Consider the following 18,165-nt stretch of genomic DNA (forward strand, 5'->3'; position numbering starts at 1 on the left):
ACCGATGACCAAGATCCTGATCCGTGGTGCGAAGGTGCTCGGCGGCGAGCAGCAGGACGTGCTGATCGACGGCGCCGTCATCGAGGCCGTCGGCACGGGGCTCTCGGACGAGGGCGCCCAGGTCGTCGAGGCGGCGGGCAAGGTGCTGATGCCGGGTCTGGTCGACCTGCACACCCACCTGCGCGAGCCCGGGCGCGAGGACTCCGAGACCGTGCTGACCGGCACGCGCGCGGCGGCCTCCGGCGGCTACACGGCCGTGTTCGCCATGGCCAACACCTTCCCGGTCGCCGACACCGCCGGCGTCGTCGAGCAGGTCTACCGGCTCGGCCAGGAACACGGCTACTGCGACGTCCAGCCGATCGGCGCCGTCACCGTCGGCCTGGAGGGCAAGAAGCTCGCCGAGCTGGGCGCCATGCACGAGTCGGCCGCGGGCGTCACCGTCTTCTCCGACGACGGCAAGTGCGTCGACGACGCCGTGATCATGCGCCGCGCCCTGGAGTACGTGAAGGCCTTCGGTGGAGTCGTCGCCCAGCACGCGCAGGAGCCGCGGCTGACCGAGGGCGCCCAGATGAACGAGGGTGTCGTCTCCGCCGAGCTGGGCCTCGGCGGCTGGCCCGCGGTGGCCGAGGAATCGATCATCGCCCGGGATGTCCTGCTCGCCGAGCACGTCGGCTCCCGCGTGCACATCTGCCACCTCTCGACCGCGGGCTCGGTCGAGATCGTCCGCTGGGCCAAGTCCCGCGGCATCGACGTCACCGCCGAGGTCACCCCGCACCACCTGCTCCTCACCGACGAGCTGGTGCGCAGCTACAACCCGGTCTACAAAGTGAACCCGCCGCTGCGCACCGAGCGTGACGTGATGGCGCTGCGCGAGGCGCTCGCCGACGGCACGATCGACATCGTGGCCACCGACCACGCCCCGCACCCGCACGAGGACAAGGACTGCGAGTGGGCCGCGGCCGCCATGGGCATGGTCGGCCTGGAGACCGCGTTGTCGGTCGTGCAGGAGACCATGGTGGACACCGGGCTCCTCACCTGGGCCGGGGTTGCCGAGCGCATGTCCTTCAAGCCCGCGCAGATCGGGCAGGCGAAGGGCCACGGCCGTCCCGTCTCGGCTGGTGAGCCCGCCAACCTCACGCTCGTCGACACGGAATACCGTGGGTCCGTGGACCCCGCGGGCTTCGCCTCGCGCAGCCGCAACACCCCGTACGAGGGGCGTGAGCTGCCGGGCCGTGTGACGCACACGTGGCTGCGGGGCAAGGCCACGCTCGTCGACGGGAAGCTCACGTGACACCTGCAACACTGCTCGCAGCCGGAACCGGGCTCGCGGCCGGACAGAAGTCGGCCGAAGTGACCGACTGGGCCGCCCGCATCGGCTGGGTCGTCGGACTCGCCCTCTTCGTCGCGCTCGTCTACTGGCTGATGCGCGAGGGCTGGAAGTGGCGCGGCACGCTCCAGGGCGACCTGCCCGAGCTGCCCAGCGCGCCGGACGACCCCGGCCCGGCCAGACTGAGCATGAGCGGCCGCTACCACGGCTCCACCACCGCCGGTCAGTGGCTGGACCGCATCGTGGCGCACGGCCTCGGCACCCGCAGCCGGGTCGAGCTCACGCTGACGGACACGGGACTGGACGTCGTACGCCCCGGCGCGGCCGACTTCTTCGTCCCAGCCGCACAGCTGCGCGAGGCCCGGCTCGACAAGGGCATCGCCGGCAAGGTCCTCACCGAGGGCGGGCTGCTCGTCGTGACCTGGGCGCACGGCGAACGGCTGATCGACTCAGGGTTCCGCTCGGACCACGCGGCGGAGCACAACGAGTGGGTCGACGTCATTAACTCCATGATCGACAACTCCATGATCGACAACAACAGCACGGAAGGCGCCGAACGATGACGACCTCCACTAGGGGAGCCACGAAGGTTCCCGCGGTACTCGTCCTGGAGGACGGCCGGATCTTCCGCGGCCGTGCCTACGGGGCCGTGGGGGTGACCTTCGGCGAGGCCGTGTTCTCCACCGGCATGACCGGCTACCAGGAGACCCTCACCGACCCGTCGTACCACCGCCAGGTCGTCGTGATGACCGCCCCGCACGTCGGCAACACCGGCGTCAACGACGAGGACCCGGAGAGCAAGCAGATCTGGGTCGCCGGCTACGTCGTGCGCGACCCCGCGCGCGTGCCGTCCAACTGGCGCGCCAAGCGCTCACTGGACGACGAGCTGCGCCACCAGGGCGTCGTCGGGATCTCCAACATCGACACGCGCGCGCTGACCCGCCATCTGCGTGAGCGCGGCGCCATGCGCGTCGGCATCTTCTCCGGCAACGCGCTGCCCGACGAGGGCACCATGCTCGCCGAGGTCCGCCAGGCCCCCGAGATGAAGGGCGCCGACCTCTCCGCCGAGGTCGCCACCAAGGAGGCGTACGTCGTCCCCGCGATCGGTACGAAGAAGTTCACCGTCGCCGCCGTCGACCTCGGCATCAAGGGCATGACCCCGCACCGCATGGCCGAGCGCGGCATCGAGGTGCACGTGCTGCCGGCCACGGCGACCGCCGAGGACGTGTACGCCGTGAACCCCGACGGCGTGTTCTTCTCCAACGGCCCCGGCGACCCGGCCACCGCCGACCACCCGGTCTCCGTCATGCAGGCGGTCCTGGAGCGCGGCACCCCGCTCTTCGGGATCTGCTTCGGCAACCAGATCCTGGGCCGCGCCCTCGGCTTCGGCACCTACAAGCTGAAGTACGGCCACCGCGGCATCAACCAGCCCGTGCAGGACCGTACGACGGGCAAGGTCGAGGTCACCGCGCACAACCACGGCTTCGCCGTGGACGCCCCGACCGACAAGGTCTCCGAGACCCCCTACGGCCGCGCCGAGGTCTCCCACGTCTGCCTCAACGACAACGTGGTGGAGGGACTCCACCTCCTCGACAAGCCGGCCTTCAGCGTCCAGTACCACCCCGAAGCGGCGGCGGGCCCGCACGACGCCGCCTACCTGTTCGACCGCTTCGTATCCCTGATGGAGGGCCAGCGTGCCTAAGCGCACCGATATCCAGTCCGTCCTGGTCATCGGCTCCGGCCCGATCGTCATCGGCCAGGCCGCCGAGTTCGACTACTCCGGCACGCAGGCGTGCCGCGTCCTGAAGTCCGAGGGTCTGCGCGTCATCCTCGTGAACTCCAACCCGGCGACGATCATGACCGACCCGGAGATCGCCGACGCCACCTATGTCGAGCCGATCACCCCGGAGTTCGTCGAGAAGATCATCGCCAAGGAGCGGCCGGACGCGCTGCTGCCCACCCTGGGCGGCCAGACGGCCCTCAACACGGCGATCTCCCTGCATGAGAACGGCGTGCTGGCGAAGTACGGCGTCGAGCTGATCGGCGCCAACGTCGAGGCCATCCACAAGGGCGAGGACCGCGACCAGTTCAAGCTGGTCGTCGACGCGGTCCACACCAAGATCGGCCACGGCGAGTCCGCCCGCTCGGTCATCTGCCACTCCATGGACGACGTCCTCAAGGGCGTCGAGACGCTCGGCGGCTACCCGGTCGTCGTCCGCCCGTCCTTCACCATGGGCGGCGCCGGCTCCGGCTTCGCGCACAACGAGGAGGAGCTGCGCCGCATCGCCGGCCAGGGCCTCACCCTCTCGCCCACCACCGAGGTGCTCCTGGAGGAGTCCATCCTCGGCTGGAAGGAGTACGAGCTGGAGCTGATGCGCGACAAGCACGACAACGTCGTGGTCGTCTGCTCCATCGAGAACTTCGACCCGATGGGCGTGCACACCGGTGACTCGATCACCGTCGCGCCCGCGATGACGCTCACCGACCGCGAGTACCAGATCCTGCGTGACATCGGCATCGCCGTGATCCGCGAGGTCGGCGTCGACACCGGTGGCTGCAACATCCAGTTCGCGGTGAACCCCGAGGACGGTCGCGTGATCGTCATCGAGATGAACCCGCGCGTGTCGCGGTCCTCGGCGCTCGCCTCCAAGGCGACCGGCTTCCCGATCGCCAAGATCGCCGCCAAGCTGGCCGTCGGCTACAGCCTCGACGAGATCCCGAACGACATCACGCAGGAGACTCCGGCCTCCTTCGAGCCGACGCTCGACTACGTGGTCGTGAAGGCCCCGCGGTTCGCCTTCGAGAAGTTCCCGAGCGCCGACTCCACCCTCACGACCACCATGAAGTCGGTCGGCGAGGCCATGGCCATCGGGCGCAACTTCACCGAGGCCTTCCAGAAGGCGCTGCGCTCGCTGGAGAAGAAGGGCAGCCAGTTCACGTTCGTCGGCGAGCCCGGCGACAAGACCGCGCTGCTCGAAGAGGCGGTCCGCCCGACCGACGGCCGGATCAACGCCGTCATGCAGGCCATCCGCGCGGGCGCCACCCCGGAGGAGGTCTTCGAGTACACGAAGATCGACCCCTGGTTCGTCGACCAGCTCTTCCTCATCAAGGAGATCGCCGACGAGCTCGCCGAGGCCCCGAAGCTCACCCCCGAGCTGCTGGCCGAGGCCAAGCGGCACGGCTTCTCCGACCAGCAGATCGGCGAGATCCGCGGGCTGCGCGAGGACGTCGTCCGCGAGGTGCGGCACGCCCTCGGCATCCGCCCCGTCTACAAGACGGTCGACACCTGCGCCGCCGAGTTCGCCGCGCGGACGCCGTACTTCTACTCCTCCTACGACGAGGAGACCGAGGTCGCCTCGCGTGCGAAGCCGGCCGTCATCATCCTGGGCTCCGGTCCCAACCGCATCGGCCAGGGCATCGAGTTCGACTACTCCTGCGTCCACGCCTCCTTCGCGCTGAGCGACGCCGGGTACGAGACCGTGATGGTCAACTGCAACCCGGAGACCGTCTCCACGGACTACGACACCTCCGACCGCCTGTACTTCGAGCCGCTGACGCTGGAAGACGTGCTGGAGATCGTCCACGCGGAGCAGCAGGCCGGTCCGGTGGCGGGCGTCGTCGTGCAGCTCGGCGGCCAGACCCCGCTGGGTCTGTCGCAGGCGCTGAAGGACAACGGCGTGCCGATCGTGGGCACTTCGCCGGAGGCGATCCACGCGGCCGAGGACCGGGGCGCCTTCGGACGCGTCCTCGCCGAGGCGGGCCTGCCCGCCCCCAAGCACGGCACCGCGACCACCTTCGCGGGCGCCAAGGCCATCGCGGACGAGATCGGCTACCCGGTCCTCGTACGGCCCTCGTACGTCCTTGGCGGGCGCGGCATGGAGATCGTCTACGACGAGACCCGGCTGGAGTCCTACATCGCCGAGTCGACCGAGATCAGCCCCTCGCGGCCGGTCCTCGTCGACCGCTTCCTGGACGACGCGATCGAGATCGACGTCGACGCGCTCTACGACGGCACCGAGCTCTACCTCGGTGGCGTCATGGAGCACATCGAGGAGGCCGGCATCCACTCCGGCGACTCGGCGTGCGCGCTGCCCCCGATCACGCTCGGCGGCTTCGACATCAAGCGCCTGCGGGCCTCCACGGAGGCCATCGCCAAGGGCGTCGGCGTACGCGGCCTGATCAACATCCAGTTCGCGATGGCCGGCGACATCCTGTACGTCCTGGAGGCCAACCCGCGCGCGTCGCGCACCGTCCCCTTCACCTCGAAGGCGACCGCGGTGCCGCTGGCGAAGGCCGCCGCCCGGATCTCGCTGGGCGCGACCATCGCCGAACTGCGCGCGGAGGGGCTCCTTCCGACCACAGGCGACGGCGGCGAACTGCCGCTCGACGCGCCGATCTCCGTCAAGGAGGCCGTCATGCCGTGGTCGCGCTTCCGTGACATCCACGGCCGCGGCGTCGACACGGTCCTCGGCCCGGAGATGCGCTCCACCGGCGAGGTCATGGGCATCGACTCCGTCTTCGGCACGGCATACGCGAAGTCGCAGGCGGGCGCCTACGGCCCGCTGCCCACCAAGGGCCGCGCCTTCATCTCGGTCGCCAACCGCGACAAGCGCTCGATGATCTTCCCCGCGCGTGAACTGGTCGCCCACGGCTTCGAGTTGCTCGCCACGTCCGGCACGGCCGAGGTGCTCAAGCGCAACGGCATCAACGCCACGGTCGTGCGCAAGCAGTCCGAGGGCGAGGGCCCGAACGGCGAGAAGACCATCGTCCAGCTCATCCACGACGGCGAGGTCGACCTCATCGTCAACACCCCGTACGGCACCGGCGGCCGCCTCGACGGCTACGACATCCGTACGGCGGCGGTGGCGCGGTCGGTCCCGTGCCTGACGACGGTCCAGGCGCTCGCCGCCGCCGTCCAGGGCATCGACGCCCTCAACCACGGTGACGTGGGCGTCCGTTCGCTCCAGGAACACGCGGAACACCTGACCGCGGCCCGCGACTAGCAGCCCTGAGGGGGACACCGGAAACGGTGTCCCCCTCTTCATGAGGCTCACCTGAGGCTTCAAGAGGACACTGAGACATGTACAAGCTTTTCTTCCGTCTGGTTTTCCAACGGATGGACCCTGAGCAGGCGCACTACCTGGCCTTCCGCTGGATCCGCCTCGCCGTCCGCATCCCCGTGCTGCGCACGTTCGTCGCCGCCGCCCTCGCGCCCCGGTACGAGGAACTGCGCACCGAGGCCTTCGGGCTGCGCATGCACGGTCCCTTCGGGCTCGCCGCCGGCTTCGACAAGAACGCCGTCGCCATCGACGGGATGTCGATGCTCGGTTTCGACCACGTCGAGATCGGCACCGTCACCGGGGAGGCCCAGCCCGGCAACCCCAAGAAGCGGCTGTTCCGGCTCGTGAAGGACCGGGCGCTGATCAACCGCATGGGCTTCAACAACGAGGGGTCGCTGGCCGTGGCGGCCCGCCTGGCGTCCCGTACGCCGGTCTTCAGGACCGTCGTGGGCGTCAACATCGGCAAGACCAAGCTCGTCCCGGAGGCGGAGGCCGTCGGCGACTACGTGAAGTCGACCGAGCGGCTGGCGCCGTACGCCGACTACCTGGTCGTGAACGTCTCCTCGCCCAACACGCCCGGCCTGCGCAACCTGCAGGCCACCGAGGCGCTGCGCCCGCTGCTGAGCGCCGTGCGCGAGGCCGCCGACCGTACGGTCGCGAACCGTCGCGTCCCGCTCCTGGTGAAGATCGCGCCCGACCTCGCCGACGAGGACGTCGACGCGGTCGCCGACCTGGCCGTCGAGCTGGGGCTGGACGGGATCATCGCCACGAACACCACCATCGCGCGCGAGGGGCTCGGTCTGAAATCCGAACCCACTCTGGTCAAGGAGACCGGCGGTCTCTCCGGCGCACCCCTGAAGGCACGCTCCCTGGAGGTGCTGCGGCGCCTGTACGCGCGTGTGGGCGACCGGATCACCCTGGTGGGCGTCGGCGGCATCGAGAACGCCGAGGACGCCTGGCAGCGCATCCTGGCGGGCGCCACGCTGGTCCAGGGATACAGCGCCTTCATCTACGAGGGCCCCTTCTGGGGCCGCGCCATCCACAAGGGGCTCGCGGCCCGCCTGCGCACCAGCCCGTACGCCACCCTCGCCGACGCGGTCGGCGCCGACGTCAGGAAGGCAAGGAAGACCGTATGAGTGCTCTGGAACCCTTTGGCGCACGACTGCGCCGGGTCATGGACGAGCGCGGCCCGCTGTGCGTCGGCATCGACCCGCACGCCTCCCTGCTCGCCGAGTGGGACCTGAACGACGACGTGGCCGGCCTGGAGCGGTTCAGCCGCACGGTCGTCGAGGCGATGGCCGACCGGGTCGCCGTGCTCAAGCCGCAGAGCGCGTTCTTCGAGCGCTTCGGCTCGCGCGGCGTCGCGGTCCTGGAGAAGTCGGTCGAGGAGGCGCGGGCGGCCGGGGCGCTGGTCGTGATGGACGCCAAGCGCGGCGACATCGGCTCGACCATGGCCGCGTACGCCGAGTCCTTCCTCCGCAAGGACTCCCCGCTGTTCTCGGACGCGCTGACCGTCTCGCCGTACCTGGGCTACGGCTCGCTCTCACCGGCCGTCGCGCTCGCCCGCGAGAGCGGCACCGGCCTGTTCGTGCTCGCGCTGACCTCCAACCCGGAGGGCGGTGAGGTCCAGCATGCGATCCGCGCGGACGGCCGCAACGTCGGCGCGACGATGCTGGCGCATCTGGCGGCCGAGAACACCGGCGAGGAGCCCATGGGGTCCTTCGGGGCGGTCGTCGGCGCCACGCTCGGCGACCTGTCCACCTACGACCTCGACATCAACGGTCCGCTCCTCGCGCCCGGCATCGGGGCGCAGGGCGCCACGCCGGCCGATCTTCCGCGTGTCTTCGGCACCGCGGTGCGCAATGTCGTGCCGAATGTCAGCCGGGGGGTGCTGCGGCACGGACCCGACGTCGTCGCGCTGCGTGAGGCCGCGTCACGCTTCGCCGACGAGGTCCGGGTCGCCGTGTCGGGCGTCTGACCGCCGTCAGGGGTGTTCGAGGCGGTCGGACGAGTCCTCCGATGAGTGACTCCGGGTCGGCTTGAGTCTGAATACATCCTCAAATCCAGGGCATTATGTCCTAAATGTCCGGCCTGACGGAGGCTGACCAGGACTTTTCCGCTGTTCTCGCTGACTCTGGCGGACTTGCCCGCTAGTCTCCGACGAGAGTCAACGGGCAAGCGTGTTGTTCGTGGCTCCCCAGGTGTGGGGCGACTAGGTTCCTCACCGGTCCGTATCCGACAGTTCGACATCCGAGGTGACGTAGGCGTGGCTCTTCCGCCCCTTACCCCTGAACAGCGCGCAGCCGCGCTCGAAAAGGCCGCCGCGGCTCGCCGGGAGCGGGCCGAGGTCAAGAATCGACTCAAGCACTCCGGCGCCTCCCTGCATGAGGTCATCAAGCAGGGCCAGGAGAACGACGTCATCGGCAAGATGAAGGTCTCCGCCCTGCTTGAGTCCCTGCCGGGCGTGGGCAAGGTCCGCGCCAAGCAGATCATGGAGCGACTCGGCATCTCCGAGAGCCGCCGCGTGCGCGGTCTCGGCTCGAACCAGATCGCCTCCCTGGAGCGTGAGTTCGGCAGCACCGGCTCCTGAGTCCGGGTACTCCGGACCGGGAGTCCCGGGCACTCCGGGATTGCTGGAATAATCGCTGCATGAGTGAACGTCCGCGGCTGACCGTGCTCTCCGGCCCCTCCGGGGTCGGCAAGAGCACGGTCGTCGCCCATATGCGCAAGGAACACCCCGAGGTCTGGCTCTCGGTGTCGGCGACGACCCGCAAGCCCCGCCCCGGCGAGAAGCACGGAGTCCACTACTTCTTCGTCACCGACGAGGAGATGGACAAGCTGATCGCCAACGGCGAGCTGCTGGAGTGGGCGGAGTTCGCCGGCAACCGCTACGGCACGCCGCGTGCTGCCGTGATCGAGCGGCTGGAGGCGGGTGAGCCCGTCCTCCTGGAGATCGACCTCCAGGGTGCGCGGCAGGTCCGCGAGTCCATGGCCGAGGCTCAGCTGGTGTTCCTGGCTCCTCCCTCCTGGGAGGAGCTCGTGCGCAGACTCACCGGACGTGGCACCGAGCCGCCCGAAGTGATCGAACGCCGCCTGGACGCGGCGAAGGTCGAGCTGGCGGCCGAGCCCGAGTTCGATATGACCTTGGTCAACACCTCCGTCGAGGACGTGGCGCGCGAGCTGCTAGCCTTGGTGGACGTTGTGTGATCGTGCCTGATCGTTTCGAGGCTTGATCATTCACCCCGATTCTTTCCCATCCATCGGAAGGTAGAGCGTGTCCTCTTCCATCTCCGCGCCCGAGGGCATCATCAACCCGCCGATCGACGAGCTTCTTGAGGCCACGGACTCGAAGTACAGCCTCGTGATCTACGCGGCCAAGCGGGCCCGCCAGATCAACGCGTACTACTCGCAGCTCGGCGAGGGCCTCCTTGAGTACGTCGGTCCGCTGGTCGACACCCACGTGCACGAGAAGCCGCTCTCGATCGCCCTGCGCGAGATCAACGCGGGTCTGCTGACGTCCGAGGCCGTAGAGGGCCCGGCGCAGTAAGTCGTATTTACAGCTTTGAGCTGGCTTTTCCACAGGCCCGGCAGCGCGACTGTCGGGCCTGTGGTCTGCTCGGGGGTGCAGGGAAGTCTCCCGCTGTGATGCAGCATGGAGTCGTGGGTTCAACGAGTGGGAGGCCCGGTGGGCAAGCCGAAGGTCGTTCTGGGGGTCAGCGGTGGCATCGCCGCGTACAAGGCCTGTGAGCTGCTGCGCAGACTGACGGAGTCCGGCCATGACGTCCGGGTCGTGCCCACCGCCTCCGCTCTGCACTTCGTCGGCGCCGCTACCTGGTCCGCCCTGTCCGGCCACCCCGTCTCGACCGAGGTCTGGGACGACGTCCACGAGGTCCCGCACGTCCGTATCGGCCAACAGGCCGACCTGGTGGTCGTCGCCCCGGCGACCGCCGACACCCTCGCCAAGGCGGCCCACGGCCTCGCCGACGACCTGCTGACCAACACCCTGCTCACCGCCCGCTGTCCGGTGGTCTTCGCCCCCGCCATGCACACCGAGATGTGGGAGCACCCGGCCACCCAGGAGAACGTGGCGACGCTGCGCCGACGCGGCGCGGTCGTCATCGAGCCCGCCGTCGGCCGCCTCACCGGCGTCGACACCGGCAAGGGCCGGCTGCCCGAGCCCGCCGAGATATTCGAGGTCTGCCGCCGGGTGCTGGCCCGGGGCGTGACCGAGCCGGACCTCAAGGGGCGGCACGTCGTCGTCAGCGCCGGCGGCACGCGCGAGCCTCTCGACCCGGTCCGCTTCCTCGGCAACCGCTCCTCCGGCAAGCAGGGCTACGCCCTCGCCCGCACCGCCGCCGCCCGGGGCGCCCGGGTCACGCTGATCGCGGCCAACACCGGGCTGCCCGACCCGGCTGGCGTGGACGTCGTGCAGGTCGGCACCGCCGTGCAACTGCGGGAGGCGGTCCTGAAGGCGGCCGCGGACGCCGACGCGGTGGTGATGGCGGCCGCCGTCGCGGACTTCCGCCCGGCCGCCTACGCCGCCGGAAAGATCAAGAAGAAGGACGGCGAGGACCCGGAGCCCGTCGTCCTGGTACGGAATCCGGACATCCTCGCGGAGATCTCGACCGACCGCTCCCGCACCGGCCAGGTCGTCGTCGGCTTCGCCGCCGAGACGGATGACGTCCTGGCGAACGGCCGCAGAAAGCTGGAGCGCAAGGGGTGCGACCTCCTCGTGGTGAACGAGGTGGGCGAGCGCAAGACCTTCGGCTCCGAGGAGAACGAGGCGGTCGTCCTGGGCGCCGACGGCAGCGAGACACCCGTACCGCACGGGCCCAAGGAAGCCCTGGCCGAAATCGTATGGGACCTGGTGACGGGGCGACTCGGGTGAATGTTTGATGCGCTCCGGTCCTCCCTCGACCGTCGCTCGATTCGGGTGTGGCGCCCCTGGCCAAGGGCGCGTGACATTGGGCAGAATGCCCGTGCCGCAGGTCACAGCGCTCCCGAGAGGCGAGACAGGGGGTCCGTGACCGAGCAGGACGGATAAACTGTCCTCGGACGACGCCGGGCGCAGCCCCCGTCCCGTCCGCCAATGATCAGCCAGCAGCCGCTGCAACCCCAGGGAGCGTTGTGTCCCGTCGCCTGTTCACCTCGGAGTCCGTGACCGAAGGTCACCCCGACAAGATCGCTGACCAGATCAGCGACACCATTCTCGACGCGCTTCTGCGTGAGGACCCGACTTCCCGGGTCGCCGTCGAAACCCTCATCACGACCGGCCTGGTGCACGTGGCCGGCGAGGTCACGACCAAGACGTACGCGGATATCGCGACGCTGGTCCGCAACAAGGTCCTTGAGATCGGCTACGACTCCTCGAAGAAGGGCTTCGACGGCGCCTCCTGCGGCGTCTCCGTCTCGATCGGCGCGCAGTCGCCGGACATCGCGCAGGGCGTCGACACGGCGTACGAGTCCCGGGTCGAGGGTGCCGCCGCAGATGGAGAACTCGACGAGCTGGACCGTCAGGGCGCCGGTGACCAGGGCCTGATGTTCGGCTACGCGACGGACGAGACGCCGACGCTGATGCCGCTGCCGATCTTCCTGGCGCACCGCCTGTCCAAGCGCCTCTCCGAGGTCCGCAAGAACGGCACGATCCCCTACCTGCGCCCGGACGGCAAGACGCAGGTCACGATCGAATACGACGGCGACAAGGCGGTCCGCCTGGACACCGTGGTCGTCTCCTCGCAGCACGCGAGCGACATCGACCTGGAGTCGCTCCTCGCGCCCGACATCCGGGAGTTCGTGGTCGAGCCGGAGCTGAAGGCGCTCCTCGACGACGGCATCAAGCTGGACACCGACGGCTACCGCCTGCTGGTCAACCCCACCGGCCGCTTCGAGATCGGCGGTCCGATGGGTGACGCGGGTCTGACCGGCCGGAAGATCATCATCGACACCTACGGCGGCATGGCCCGCCATGGCGGTGGCGCCTTCTCCGGCAAGGACCCGTCCAAGGTGGACCGTTCGGCGGCGTACGCGATGCGCTGGGTCGCCAAGAACGTCGTCGCGGCCGGCCTGGCCTCGCGCTGCGAGGTGCAGGTGGCGTACGCGATCGGCAAGGCCGAGCCGGTCGGTCTGTTCGTGGAGACCTTCGGCACGGCCAAGGTCGACACCGAGAAGATCGAGAAGGCCATCGACGAGGTCTTCGACCTCCGCCCGGCCGCGATCATCCGCGACCTGGACCTGCTCCGCCCGATCTACGCCCAGACGGCGGCCTACGGCCACTTCGGCCGTGAGCTGCCGGAGTTCACGTGGGAGCGGACGGACCGGGTGGAGGCGCTGCGGAACGCCGTGGGGCTGTAAGACCTGATCCCAGGCTTGTGCGAGGTCCGGTTCCTACGGGAACCGGGCCTCGTTCGTGTTTCCGTGCGCGGTCTACTCCTCGGTGACAGGTCCGATGTCCGTCGATGATTCGTCCGGATCGTCCCCGTCTCCATCCCCCTTCCCATCCCCCTCGCCGTCCCGGTCCTTGTCGCCGTGTGCCCCCTCGTCCGGCGGGGCGAACCGCTTGCGGATCTCCTCCGCCGCCTCCGGGTTCTTCTCCTTGATCGCCATCGCCACCTGATCGGCGACCATCATGCAGTCGTCGGCACCGGGCTTGAAGCCCAGCCCCTGCATGAAGTCGGTGAACAGATCGGCCGGACCATGCGGCGTCTCGGCGGCGGGAGCCTCGGTGAAGGCGTCCGGCACGAGATGCCGGAAGGGCTCGGCGACCTGCTCGTTGTTGGCCGCTGACGTCAGCTGGGCGAGCAGCCCGATGTCCCCGACGGTCTTCGCCACCTGGTCGTCGTTCTTGGCCAGCCACCAGACCACGGCACGTCCCGTGTCCCGCAGGACGTCGTCGCCCAGATAGGCACGACGACTCTGCTCCCATTTGCGCTCGTGCTCCCACAGCTCCTCGTCCTTGCGGATGGCAGCGAGACGGTCCAGCCGGGTCTGGTCCTCCTCCGAGAGCCGGAGTACGACGTCCAGGGCCATGGACCGGACGTGCCCGCTCCGGTCGGGCTGCATCTCGGCCAGCGCACCGCTCAGTTCGTGCTGAACGAGGGAGCTGCGGAAGGGATCGCGGCCGGCGGTGATGTCCCGGGCCCGGGCGAGGATGGCTTCCACCGCGAGCCCACCGTGGTGGGTGCCGGTCTCCTGCGCGTAGGGCTTCTCGGGCCACCAGCGGACGGTCGCGGACAGGAGGAAGTCGTAGTCTTCCAGCGAACTCGGCAGCGCGACGTCCCGCACGGACAGCTCGCGCCGCTCCACGTCCGGCACCGGCGGTGCCGTCACGGTGTCGGAGACCGGCTTCCCCCGGTTCGCCCGCGACGCCGCGACCGTGGCCCCTGCCCAGGACGCTCCCAGGAGGACGACGGCGACGGGCCAGGCCCAGATCGGCCAGGACACGTACAGACCGAGGATCAGTACGAGCATCGAGCTGATCAGCATCAGAAAGACGGACACGGTCTTCTGACCGGAACTCATGGCTGGGGATCCTCCTGCGACTTGGACCGCCGTGACAGGCCTGCTCGCTGCGCCTCATGGATCCTGGACAGGAGGAGGCCGGCCGCTTCGGCGGAGAGGGAGGTGCGGGCCGTGGCGTAGATCTGGCGGAGGGCGCTGTAATGGTCGGCGGCGGCGTCGGCCAGCACGTTCAGGGCATGGCGGATGAGCGTGGGGTCGTCGGAGCCGCTCGCGGACGTGATCCATTGCCGGACACACGGCAACCAGATCGCGCTGCCGACGCGCCGCAACACGTCCGTCCAGCACCCCGTGAGCCACTCGCGGGTCACAGGGTTGCGCAGGAACGAGTGCGGGGGCCGGGTCGGAACGGCGACGAGGTCGAGGAACAGCAGGGCGTCGAAGTCTCTGTGCCTGGGGTTGGCCGGGGGGAGGACGAAGAGGCGGTAGAGGAGATAGCGCTGGAGCCGTAGGTCCTGTGCGACGTATTCCAGCAAGGTGTCACGGGCCTTGTGGCCGGGGTGCGGTTCCCGGCGGGCCAGGTGGTGCAGGCGGACAACGGCCTGTTCCGGGTGGCGGATCGACATGACCCGGGCGCACACCGCGATCAGGACCTGGCGCAGTCCGGCCGTGACCGAGGACTTCGACCAGTCGTAGATCTTCGTGCGGAAGCCCTGGCTGGTGTCCTCGTTCTGGACACCCCAGCTGAGCAACTTCGCAGCGGCGAGTGGGTACGTCGCTTTGCTGTCCCGTTTCTCCGCCCAGGCCGCGGCGGTACGGAACACGTCGTCCCGGTCCGTCTCCAGACACAGCTCCGCGAAACGGATGACCAACCGGCTGTGGTCGATGTCGGGGAGCTGCGGCAGGCCGAGCACCTGGTCCACCCACTCCCGCAGCGGCTCGCGCAGGTCCGGCATGTTCCGCCAGAAGTGGCGGCGCACGGCATGGTCGTAGCGCAGCTTCTCGAAGCGCACACAGGCCGTGTCGTCGCGGGTCGCGCCGACCTTGCGCAGGCGCTCCGTGAGCCCTTTGTGTTCGAGGAGCGGTCGGTCGTCCTGCGGGATGCCGAGGCGTTCCTGCAGGAGCGCCGTGGCCCGGTGGACGACGTCGGCGGGCGCGCCGTGCAGCATGGCGACGGTCAGCAGCAGCGCCCGCTGGGAACCTTTCCGTAGTCCGGGGACGAAGGAGTCGACCTCCATGGCCCGGGCGGTCTTCGCCGCGACGGCCAGGTTGCACCAGTCCGTGAAGGAGCTGCCCGGAGGCGTCGCCCTGCGCGCCTCCAGAATGAGATCAGCCAGCCGAGCCAGCTCGCGCATGGGTGGGCGGCCGGCCAGATAGTCGTGCAGCGCGGGCGGAAACGTACGGGGACGGTTGATGGTGACACCGTGCGCGCGCAGGTGGGCGGCCACCACGTCCAACTCGTCGGGACGGTTGACCGGTTTGCCGTAACCGGTGAAGTCCGGACTCAGCTGGTCCGCGTACGAATGCGGGAGCACGACGGCCAGGTATGCCCGCTTGTCCACGAGGATCTTGTGGAAGCCGAGAAGACTGTCGTGGTACTGCTTCCACAGGGGTTCGGCCGCCGTCGACAGGTCCAGCAGCATGCGGTCCCCCTCCCCGACGAGTCCGGGGGAGAGGATCTCCGGTGATCTTCCCTCCTTGACGGTGGCGATCTCGTGGTAGACCCCCGTGCCGCGCGGCAGTTCCCGCAGGAGGACGCGGGCCGCCGTGGTCCTGCCGTTTCCCCGTGTGCCGTCGAGAAAGACGATGTTGTGCCGTTCCAGCGTGTCGTAGGCGTCGTTGATGTCACGGGGGCGGACGAACCGCTGTTGGAGGCGGCGCAGTTGCTGTTCGGCCACCTGGCGGGGCGGGGCGGACGTCGGCGGGATGGCCTGGTCGATGCGGATGTTGTACTGGTCGCGAAACTGGTTCGTCGTTCCCGGCTGTGCCGGTTCGTCGCCCGATGGACCGGGGACATCGGTCATCACTCGCCGCCCTCGGCCGGAGGCGTGGTGCCGAAGCCCTGGCGGATGCCGCCGCGATTGTCTCCCGCTACGTAGTTCGAGCCGGTTCCCGTCTGGTGGACGGTGTGGTGGCTGTGTCGCGATTCGTCGGGGCCGATGCGGACGGTGCTGCCCGTGACCGGACCCATCTGCGTCGCCCACGAGTTGGTCAGATCACCCGTGCTGTTGCTGGCCGCGGCCGGCGCTTCCGGCTCGGTTGCCGTGCGGTCGGCGTCGGCGAGCGTGGGGACGAGTTCGGCGAGTTGGTCGCCGATGTGCTTCAGGTCGCGTTCGTCGGTCTGGTGGTCGTAGCGGAGGGTCTGGCAGTCGGTGAGCCACAGAAGAGCGTCGGGCAGGTCGCGCTTGGCCGGCCGTTCGGTGCGTCGGCCGATCAGTACGGGGATGATCCGGATGTCGTGGCGGAACGCCTCCAGGATCTCCTTGGTGACCCAGTCGTCGTCATGGCCGAGCGTGGGCTTGTCCAGCCAGTGGTTGCCTATGAGGGCGAGCAGGACGGAGCTGCGGCGTACGTTGTTGACCAGGTCGTGGTCGAACGCGTCGCCGGGCGCGATCGAGCGGCTGGCGCGGTAGACGTGGCCGTCGCCGAAGCGCGCACGGAGTGCGTTGTCCAGGGTCGCCGCGGCCTGTTCGCCGTCGCCGGTGCGGTAGTTGATGAAGATTTCGGGCATGACGGAATGACCTCTCTGTCTGGGGACGGGAGGGTGCCGGTCAGAGTTCCGGCGGGGTGAGGGCGGCGGTGAGCGGGGCCGCGACCGCTTGGTAGGCGGGACGGCGGGGGTGCCGGGCCAGGACGCGGGAGAGACGGCGCAGGTCGGTCGCGATGGTCTCGGAGCCCACGCAGGCCGTGTTCCGCAGCAGGTGACCGGTCAGCTCGCAGGCGTGATCGATCTCTCCGGCCAAGGAGTGGGCGAGGGCACGCCGGGCGCCGTAGCGTGCCTGGTTCCGCAGGGCGTGCGCCGGAAGACGGGCGCACTCGACATCGAGGATCTCGGCCGCCTGCCGAGGCCGGCCGAGATCCACCAGACACCAGCCCCTCACCAGGGACACCGGGTCGCTCAGGTGCGTCGGACCCAGAACGGGGGCGCCGGACTCGGATGTCTCGGCGGCGGCCCGACCGAAGAGGTCACGGGCCTGGTCGAGACGGCGCATGCAGGCGTCGTGGTCGCCGCCCAGGGCGTGCCCCTGGCCGACGCGCTGCGCCGCCAGGGCGCGGATACGAGGCGGAAGGCCGCTGCTCAGCGCCCCTTCGGCCAGGTCGATGGTGTCGGTCGACTCCCCTCGGTAGTAGGTGATCAGTGCGTGCCGGACCAGGGCGTACGACGCCAACTGACGGTCGCCCGCCGATTCGGCGAGGTCCACGGCATGGCTGGTCCAGCGTGCGGCTTCCGCTTCGTCGCCTGCCTCCTGCGCCATCCAGCCCGTGTACTCCGCGAAGCGCGCCGCCAGGTTCAGCAGGCCCGCTGCCGTACGGCCACTGGTTCGTGCGGCCAACCCCCGCAGCGCGCTCGTCTGCTCGGCCAGCGTCGGCAGCAGGGCCCTCGGTGACGACATCTGGCCGATGCGCCGGTACTGGTCGAACAGAGTGCGATAGGCGTCGAGCAGCGGCCGGTCGGAGGGCGCAGGGGGCGGGGGCGCGGTGGGTCCGATACCGAAGACGGACATGGCGCCGGCGGCCATCAGCTGCCGTCGGGAAGGCGGCGGCGAAGGAGCGTCGCCCGGACGCTCGGGTGGTATCTCGCGCATGACTCCTGCCTGGTCGGGGACGGGGAACTGACCGGGACGACGACGGGTGCGCTTGGGGGCGAGGGCCTCCAGCGTGCCGCCGGTGTCCAGCACCACGTCGCACAGCCGGGCGAACTCGGGTGTCGCTCGCTGCTGCCCCGTCTCGATCTTGCTGATCTGCCCCTTGCTGTAGTGCACCGAGGAGGCGAACTGCGTCAGCGTGAACCCGGCCGACATCCGTAAGCGGCGCAGTTCGGCACCGAACACAGGTGGCTGCTCCAGCATGTGATCCCCCTTCATGCCGACGCGGCCACTGTGCTGGGCGTCCGGCGTCGCGATTCAGCGTCGGCCGAGCGCGACGCTCCGGCAAGGCGGTCGGCGGAGTTTCCTGTTTCCAGTTCTGATACCGGTGGAGGGCGGATTCAAGCCTCGATGATCGTTTCGGGCCGAATCGGTGATCGGAAATGGCCGGCAGGGCGGGCTTGTGGGTTCGTGCGGGCGTATGTGACCGGCGGCCGAGCTGATCTCCGGCGGACGC

Annotated in this window: 15 protein-coding genes; 11 read left to right on the forward strand and 4 right to left on the reverse strand. The window is 69.5% G+C overall.

Annotation, left to right across the window (positions count from 1 at the left end; all coding sequences use genetic code 11):
- Positions 1–4 precede the first annotated feature (4 nt).
- The 11 genes from POF73_RS22625 (at position 5) to metK (ending at position 12,738) form a co-directional block, all read left to right on the forward strand.
- Positions 5–1,291 carry a dihydroorotase gene (locus tag POF73_RS22625; protein ID WP_272118289.1) on the forward strand — a complete coding sequence of 429 codons (1,287 nt, stop codon included), beginning with the start codon at positions 5–7 and terminating at the stop codon, positions 1,289–1,291.
- Positions 1,288–1,890, forward strand: coding sequence for a PH-like domain-containing protein (locus POF73_RS22630; RefSeq protein WP_272118291.1), 603 nt, complete (start codon positions 1,288–1,290; stop codon positions 1,888–1,890). Before POF73_RS22625 ends, POF73_RS22630 begins: the two co-directional genes overlap by 4 nt.
- Complete coding sequence (carA, locus tag POF73_RS22635) at positions 1,887–3,029, forward strand: glutamine-hydrolyzing carbamoyl-phosphate synthase small subunit (protein WP_272118293.1); 1,143 nt, start codon at positions 1,887–1,889, stop codon at positions 3,027–3,029. The genes POF73_RS22630 and carA overlap by 4 nt, the downstream gene beginning before the upstream one ends.
- On the forward strand, positions 3,022–6,330 hold the full coding sequence (gene carB / locus POF73_RS22640; RefSeq protein WP_272118296.1) for a carbamoyl-phosphate synthase large subunit: 3,309 nt from the start codon (positions 3,022–3,024) through the stop codon (positions 6,328–6,330). Before carA ends, carB begins: the two co-directional genes overlap by 8 nt.
- Before the next feature lie 77 nt (positions 6,331–6,407).
- Positions 6,408–7,523, forward strand: coding sequence for a quinone-dependent dihydroorotate dehydrogenase (locus POF73_RS22645; protein ID WP_272118298.1), 1,116 nt, complete (start codon positions 6,408–6,410; stop codon positions 7,521–7,523).
- Complete coding sequence (pyrF, locus tag POF73_RS22650) at positions 7,520–8,365, forward strand: orotidine-5'-phosphate decarboxylase (protein ID WP_272118299.1); 846 nt, start codon at positions 7,520–7,522, stop codon at positions 8,363–8,365. Before POF73_RS22645 ends, pyrF begins: the two co-directional genes overlap by 4 nt.
- A 288-nt stretch (positions 8,366–8,653) precedes the next feature.
- The gene (locus POF73_RS22655) at positions 8,654–8,977 is read left to right on the forward strand and encodes an integration host factor (protein WP_003977346.1); all 324 of its coding nucleotides are present in this window, start codon (positions 8,654–8,656) and stop codon (positions 8,975–8,977) included.
- Between the two features lie 59 nt (positions 8,978–9,036).
- On the forward strand, positions 9,037–9,594 hold the full coding sequence (gene gmk, locus POF73_RS22660; protein ID WP_272118330.1) for a guanylate kinase: 558 nt from the start codon (positions 9,037–9,039) through the stop codon (positions 9,592–9,594).
- A 67-nt stretch (positions 9,595–9,661) separates the two neighbouring features.
- A complete protein-coding gene (gene rpoZ, locus POF73_RS22665; RefSeq protein WP_003988945.1) occupies positions 9,662–9,934 on the forward strand; it encodes a DNA-directed RNA polymerase subunit omega in 273 nt (90 codons plus the stop codon).
- A 138-nt stretch (positions 9,935–10,072) separates the two neighbouring features.
- Positions 10,073–11,275 carry a bifunctional phosphopantothenoylcysteine decarboxylase/phosphopantothenate--cysteine ligase CoaBC gene (gene coaBC / locus POF73_RS22670; RefSeq protein WP_272118334.1) on the forward strand — a complete coding sequence of 401 codons (1,203 nt, stop codon included), beginning with the start codon at positions 10,073–10,075 and terminating at the stop codon, positions 11,273–11,275.
- Between the two features lie 239 nt (positions 11,276–11,514).
- Positions 11,515–12,738: a methionine adenosyltransferase gene (metK, locus tag POF73_RS22675; protein ID WP_272118336.1), complete on the forward strand. Its 1,224-nt coding sequence runs from the start codon at positions 11,515–11,517 to the stop codon at positions 12,736–12,738.
- 72 nt (positions 12,739–12,810) lie between these two features.
- On the opposite strand, the gene POF73_RS22680 is transcribed toward metK, so the two are convergent.
- The 4 genes from POF73_RS22680 to POF73_RS22695 are packed head-to-tail and all read right to left on the reverse strand — an operon-like array spanning position 12,811 to position 17,912.
- Positions 12,811–13,905, reverse strand: coding sequence for a hypothetical protein (locus POF73_RS22680; RefSeq protein ID WP_272118338.1), 1,095 nt, complete (start codon positions 13,903–13,905; stop codon positions 12,811–12,813).
- Entirely contained in the window at positions 13,902–15,866 is a 1,965-nt protein-coding gene (locus tag POF73_RS22685) for a hypothetical protein (protein ID WP_272118341.1), read from the reverse strand. Before POF73_RS22685 ends, POF73_RS22680 begins: the two co-directional genes overlap by 4 nt.
- A complete protein-coding gene (locus POF73_RS22690; protein WP_272118343.1) occupies positions 15,866–16,573 on the reverse strand; it encodes a toll/interleukin-1 receptor domain-containing protein in 708 nt (235 codons plus the stop codon). Before POF73_RS22690 ends, POF73_RS22685 begins: the two co-directional genes overlap by 1 nt.
- 40 nt (positions 16,574–16,613) lie before the next feature.
- Positions 16,614–17,912: a helix-turn-helix domain-containing protein gene (locus POF73_RS22695; RefSeq protein ID WP_272118345.1), complete on the reverse strand. Its 1,299-nt coding sequence runs from the start codon at positions 17,910–17,912 to the stop codon at positions 16,614–16,616.
- Positions 17,913–18,165: the final 253 nt, after the last annotated feature.

Origin of the sequence: Streptomyces sp. HD, from assembly GCF_028369295.1 — a bacterium.
Lineage (GTDB): Bacteria > Actinomycetota > Actinomycetes > Streptomycetales > Streptomycetaceae > Streptomyces.

What these genes read in the sequence shown, in the direction of transcription:
- POF73_RS22695 (WP_272118345.1), bottom strand. Translation starts at nt 17,912, where the DNA reads ATGCTGGAGCAGCCACCTGTGTTCGGTGCCGAACTGCGCCGCTTACGG.
- carA (WP_272118293.1), top strand. Translation starts at nt 1,887, where the DNA reads ATGACGACCTCCACTAGGGGAGCCACGAAGGTTCCCGCGGTACTCGTC.
- POF73_RS22690 (WP_272118343.1), bottom strand. Translation starts at nt 16,573, where the DNA reads ATGCCCGAAATCTTCATCAACTACCGCACCGGCGACGGCGAACAGGCC.
- POF73_RS22680 (WP_272118338.1), bottom strand. Translation starts at nt 13,905, where the DNA reads ATGAGTTCCGGTCAGAAGACCGTGTCCGTCTTTCTGATGCTGATCAGC.
- POF73_RS22685 (WP_272118341.1), bottom strand. Translation starts at nt 15,866, where the DNA reads ATGACCGATGTCCCCGGTCCATCGGGCGACGAACCGGCACAGCCGGGA.
- POF73_RS22625 (WP_272118289.1), top strand. Translation starts at nt 5, where the DNA reads ATGACCAAGATCCTGATCCGTGGTGCGAAGGTGCTCGGCGGCGAGCAG.
- gmk (WP_272118330.1), top strand. Translation starts at nt 9,037, where the DNA reads ATGAGTGAACGTCCGCGGCTGACCGTGCTCTCCGGCCCCTCCGGGGTC.
- pyrF (WP_272118299.1), top strand. Translation starts at nt 7,520, where the DNA reads ATGAGTGCTCTGGAACCCTTTGGCGCACGACTGCGCCGGGTCATGGAC.
- POF73_RS22645 (WP_272118298.1), top strand. Translation starts at nt 6,408, where the DNA reads ATGTACAAGCTTTTCTTCCGTCTGGTTTTCCAACGGATGGACCCTGAG.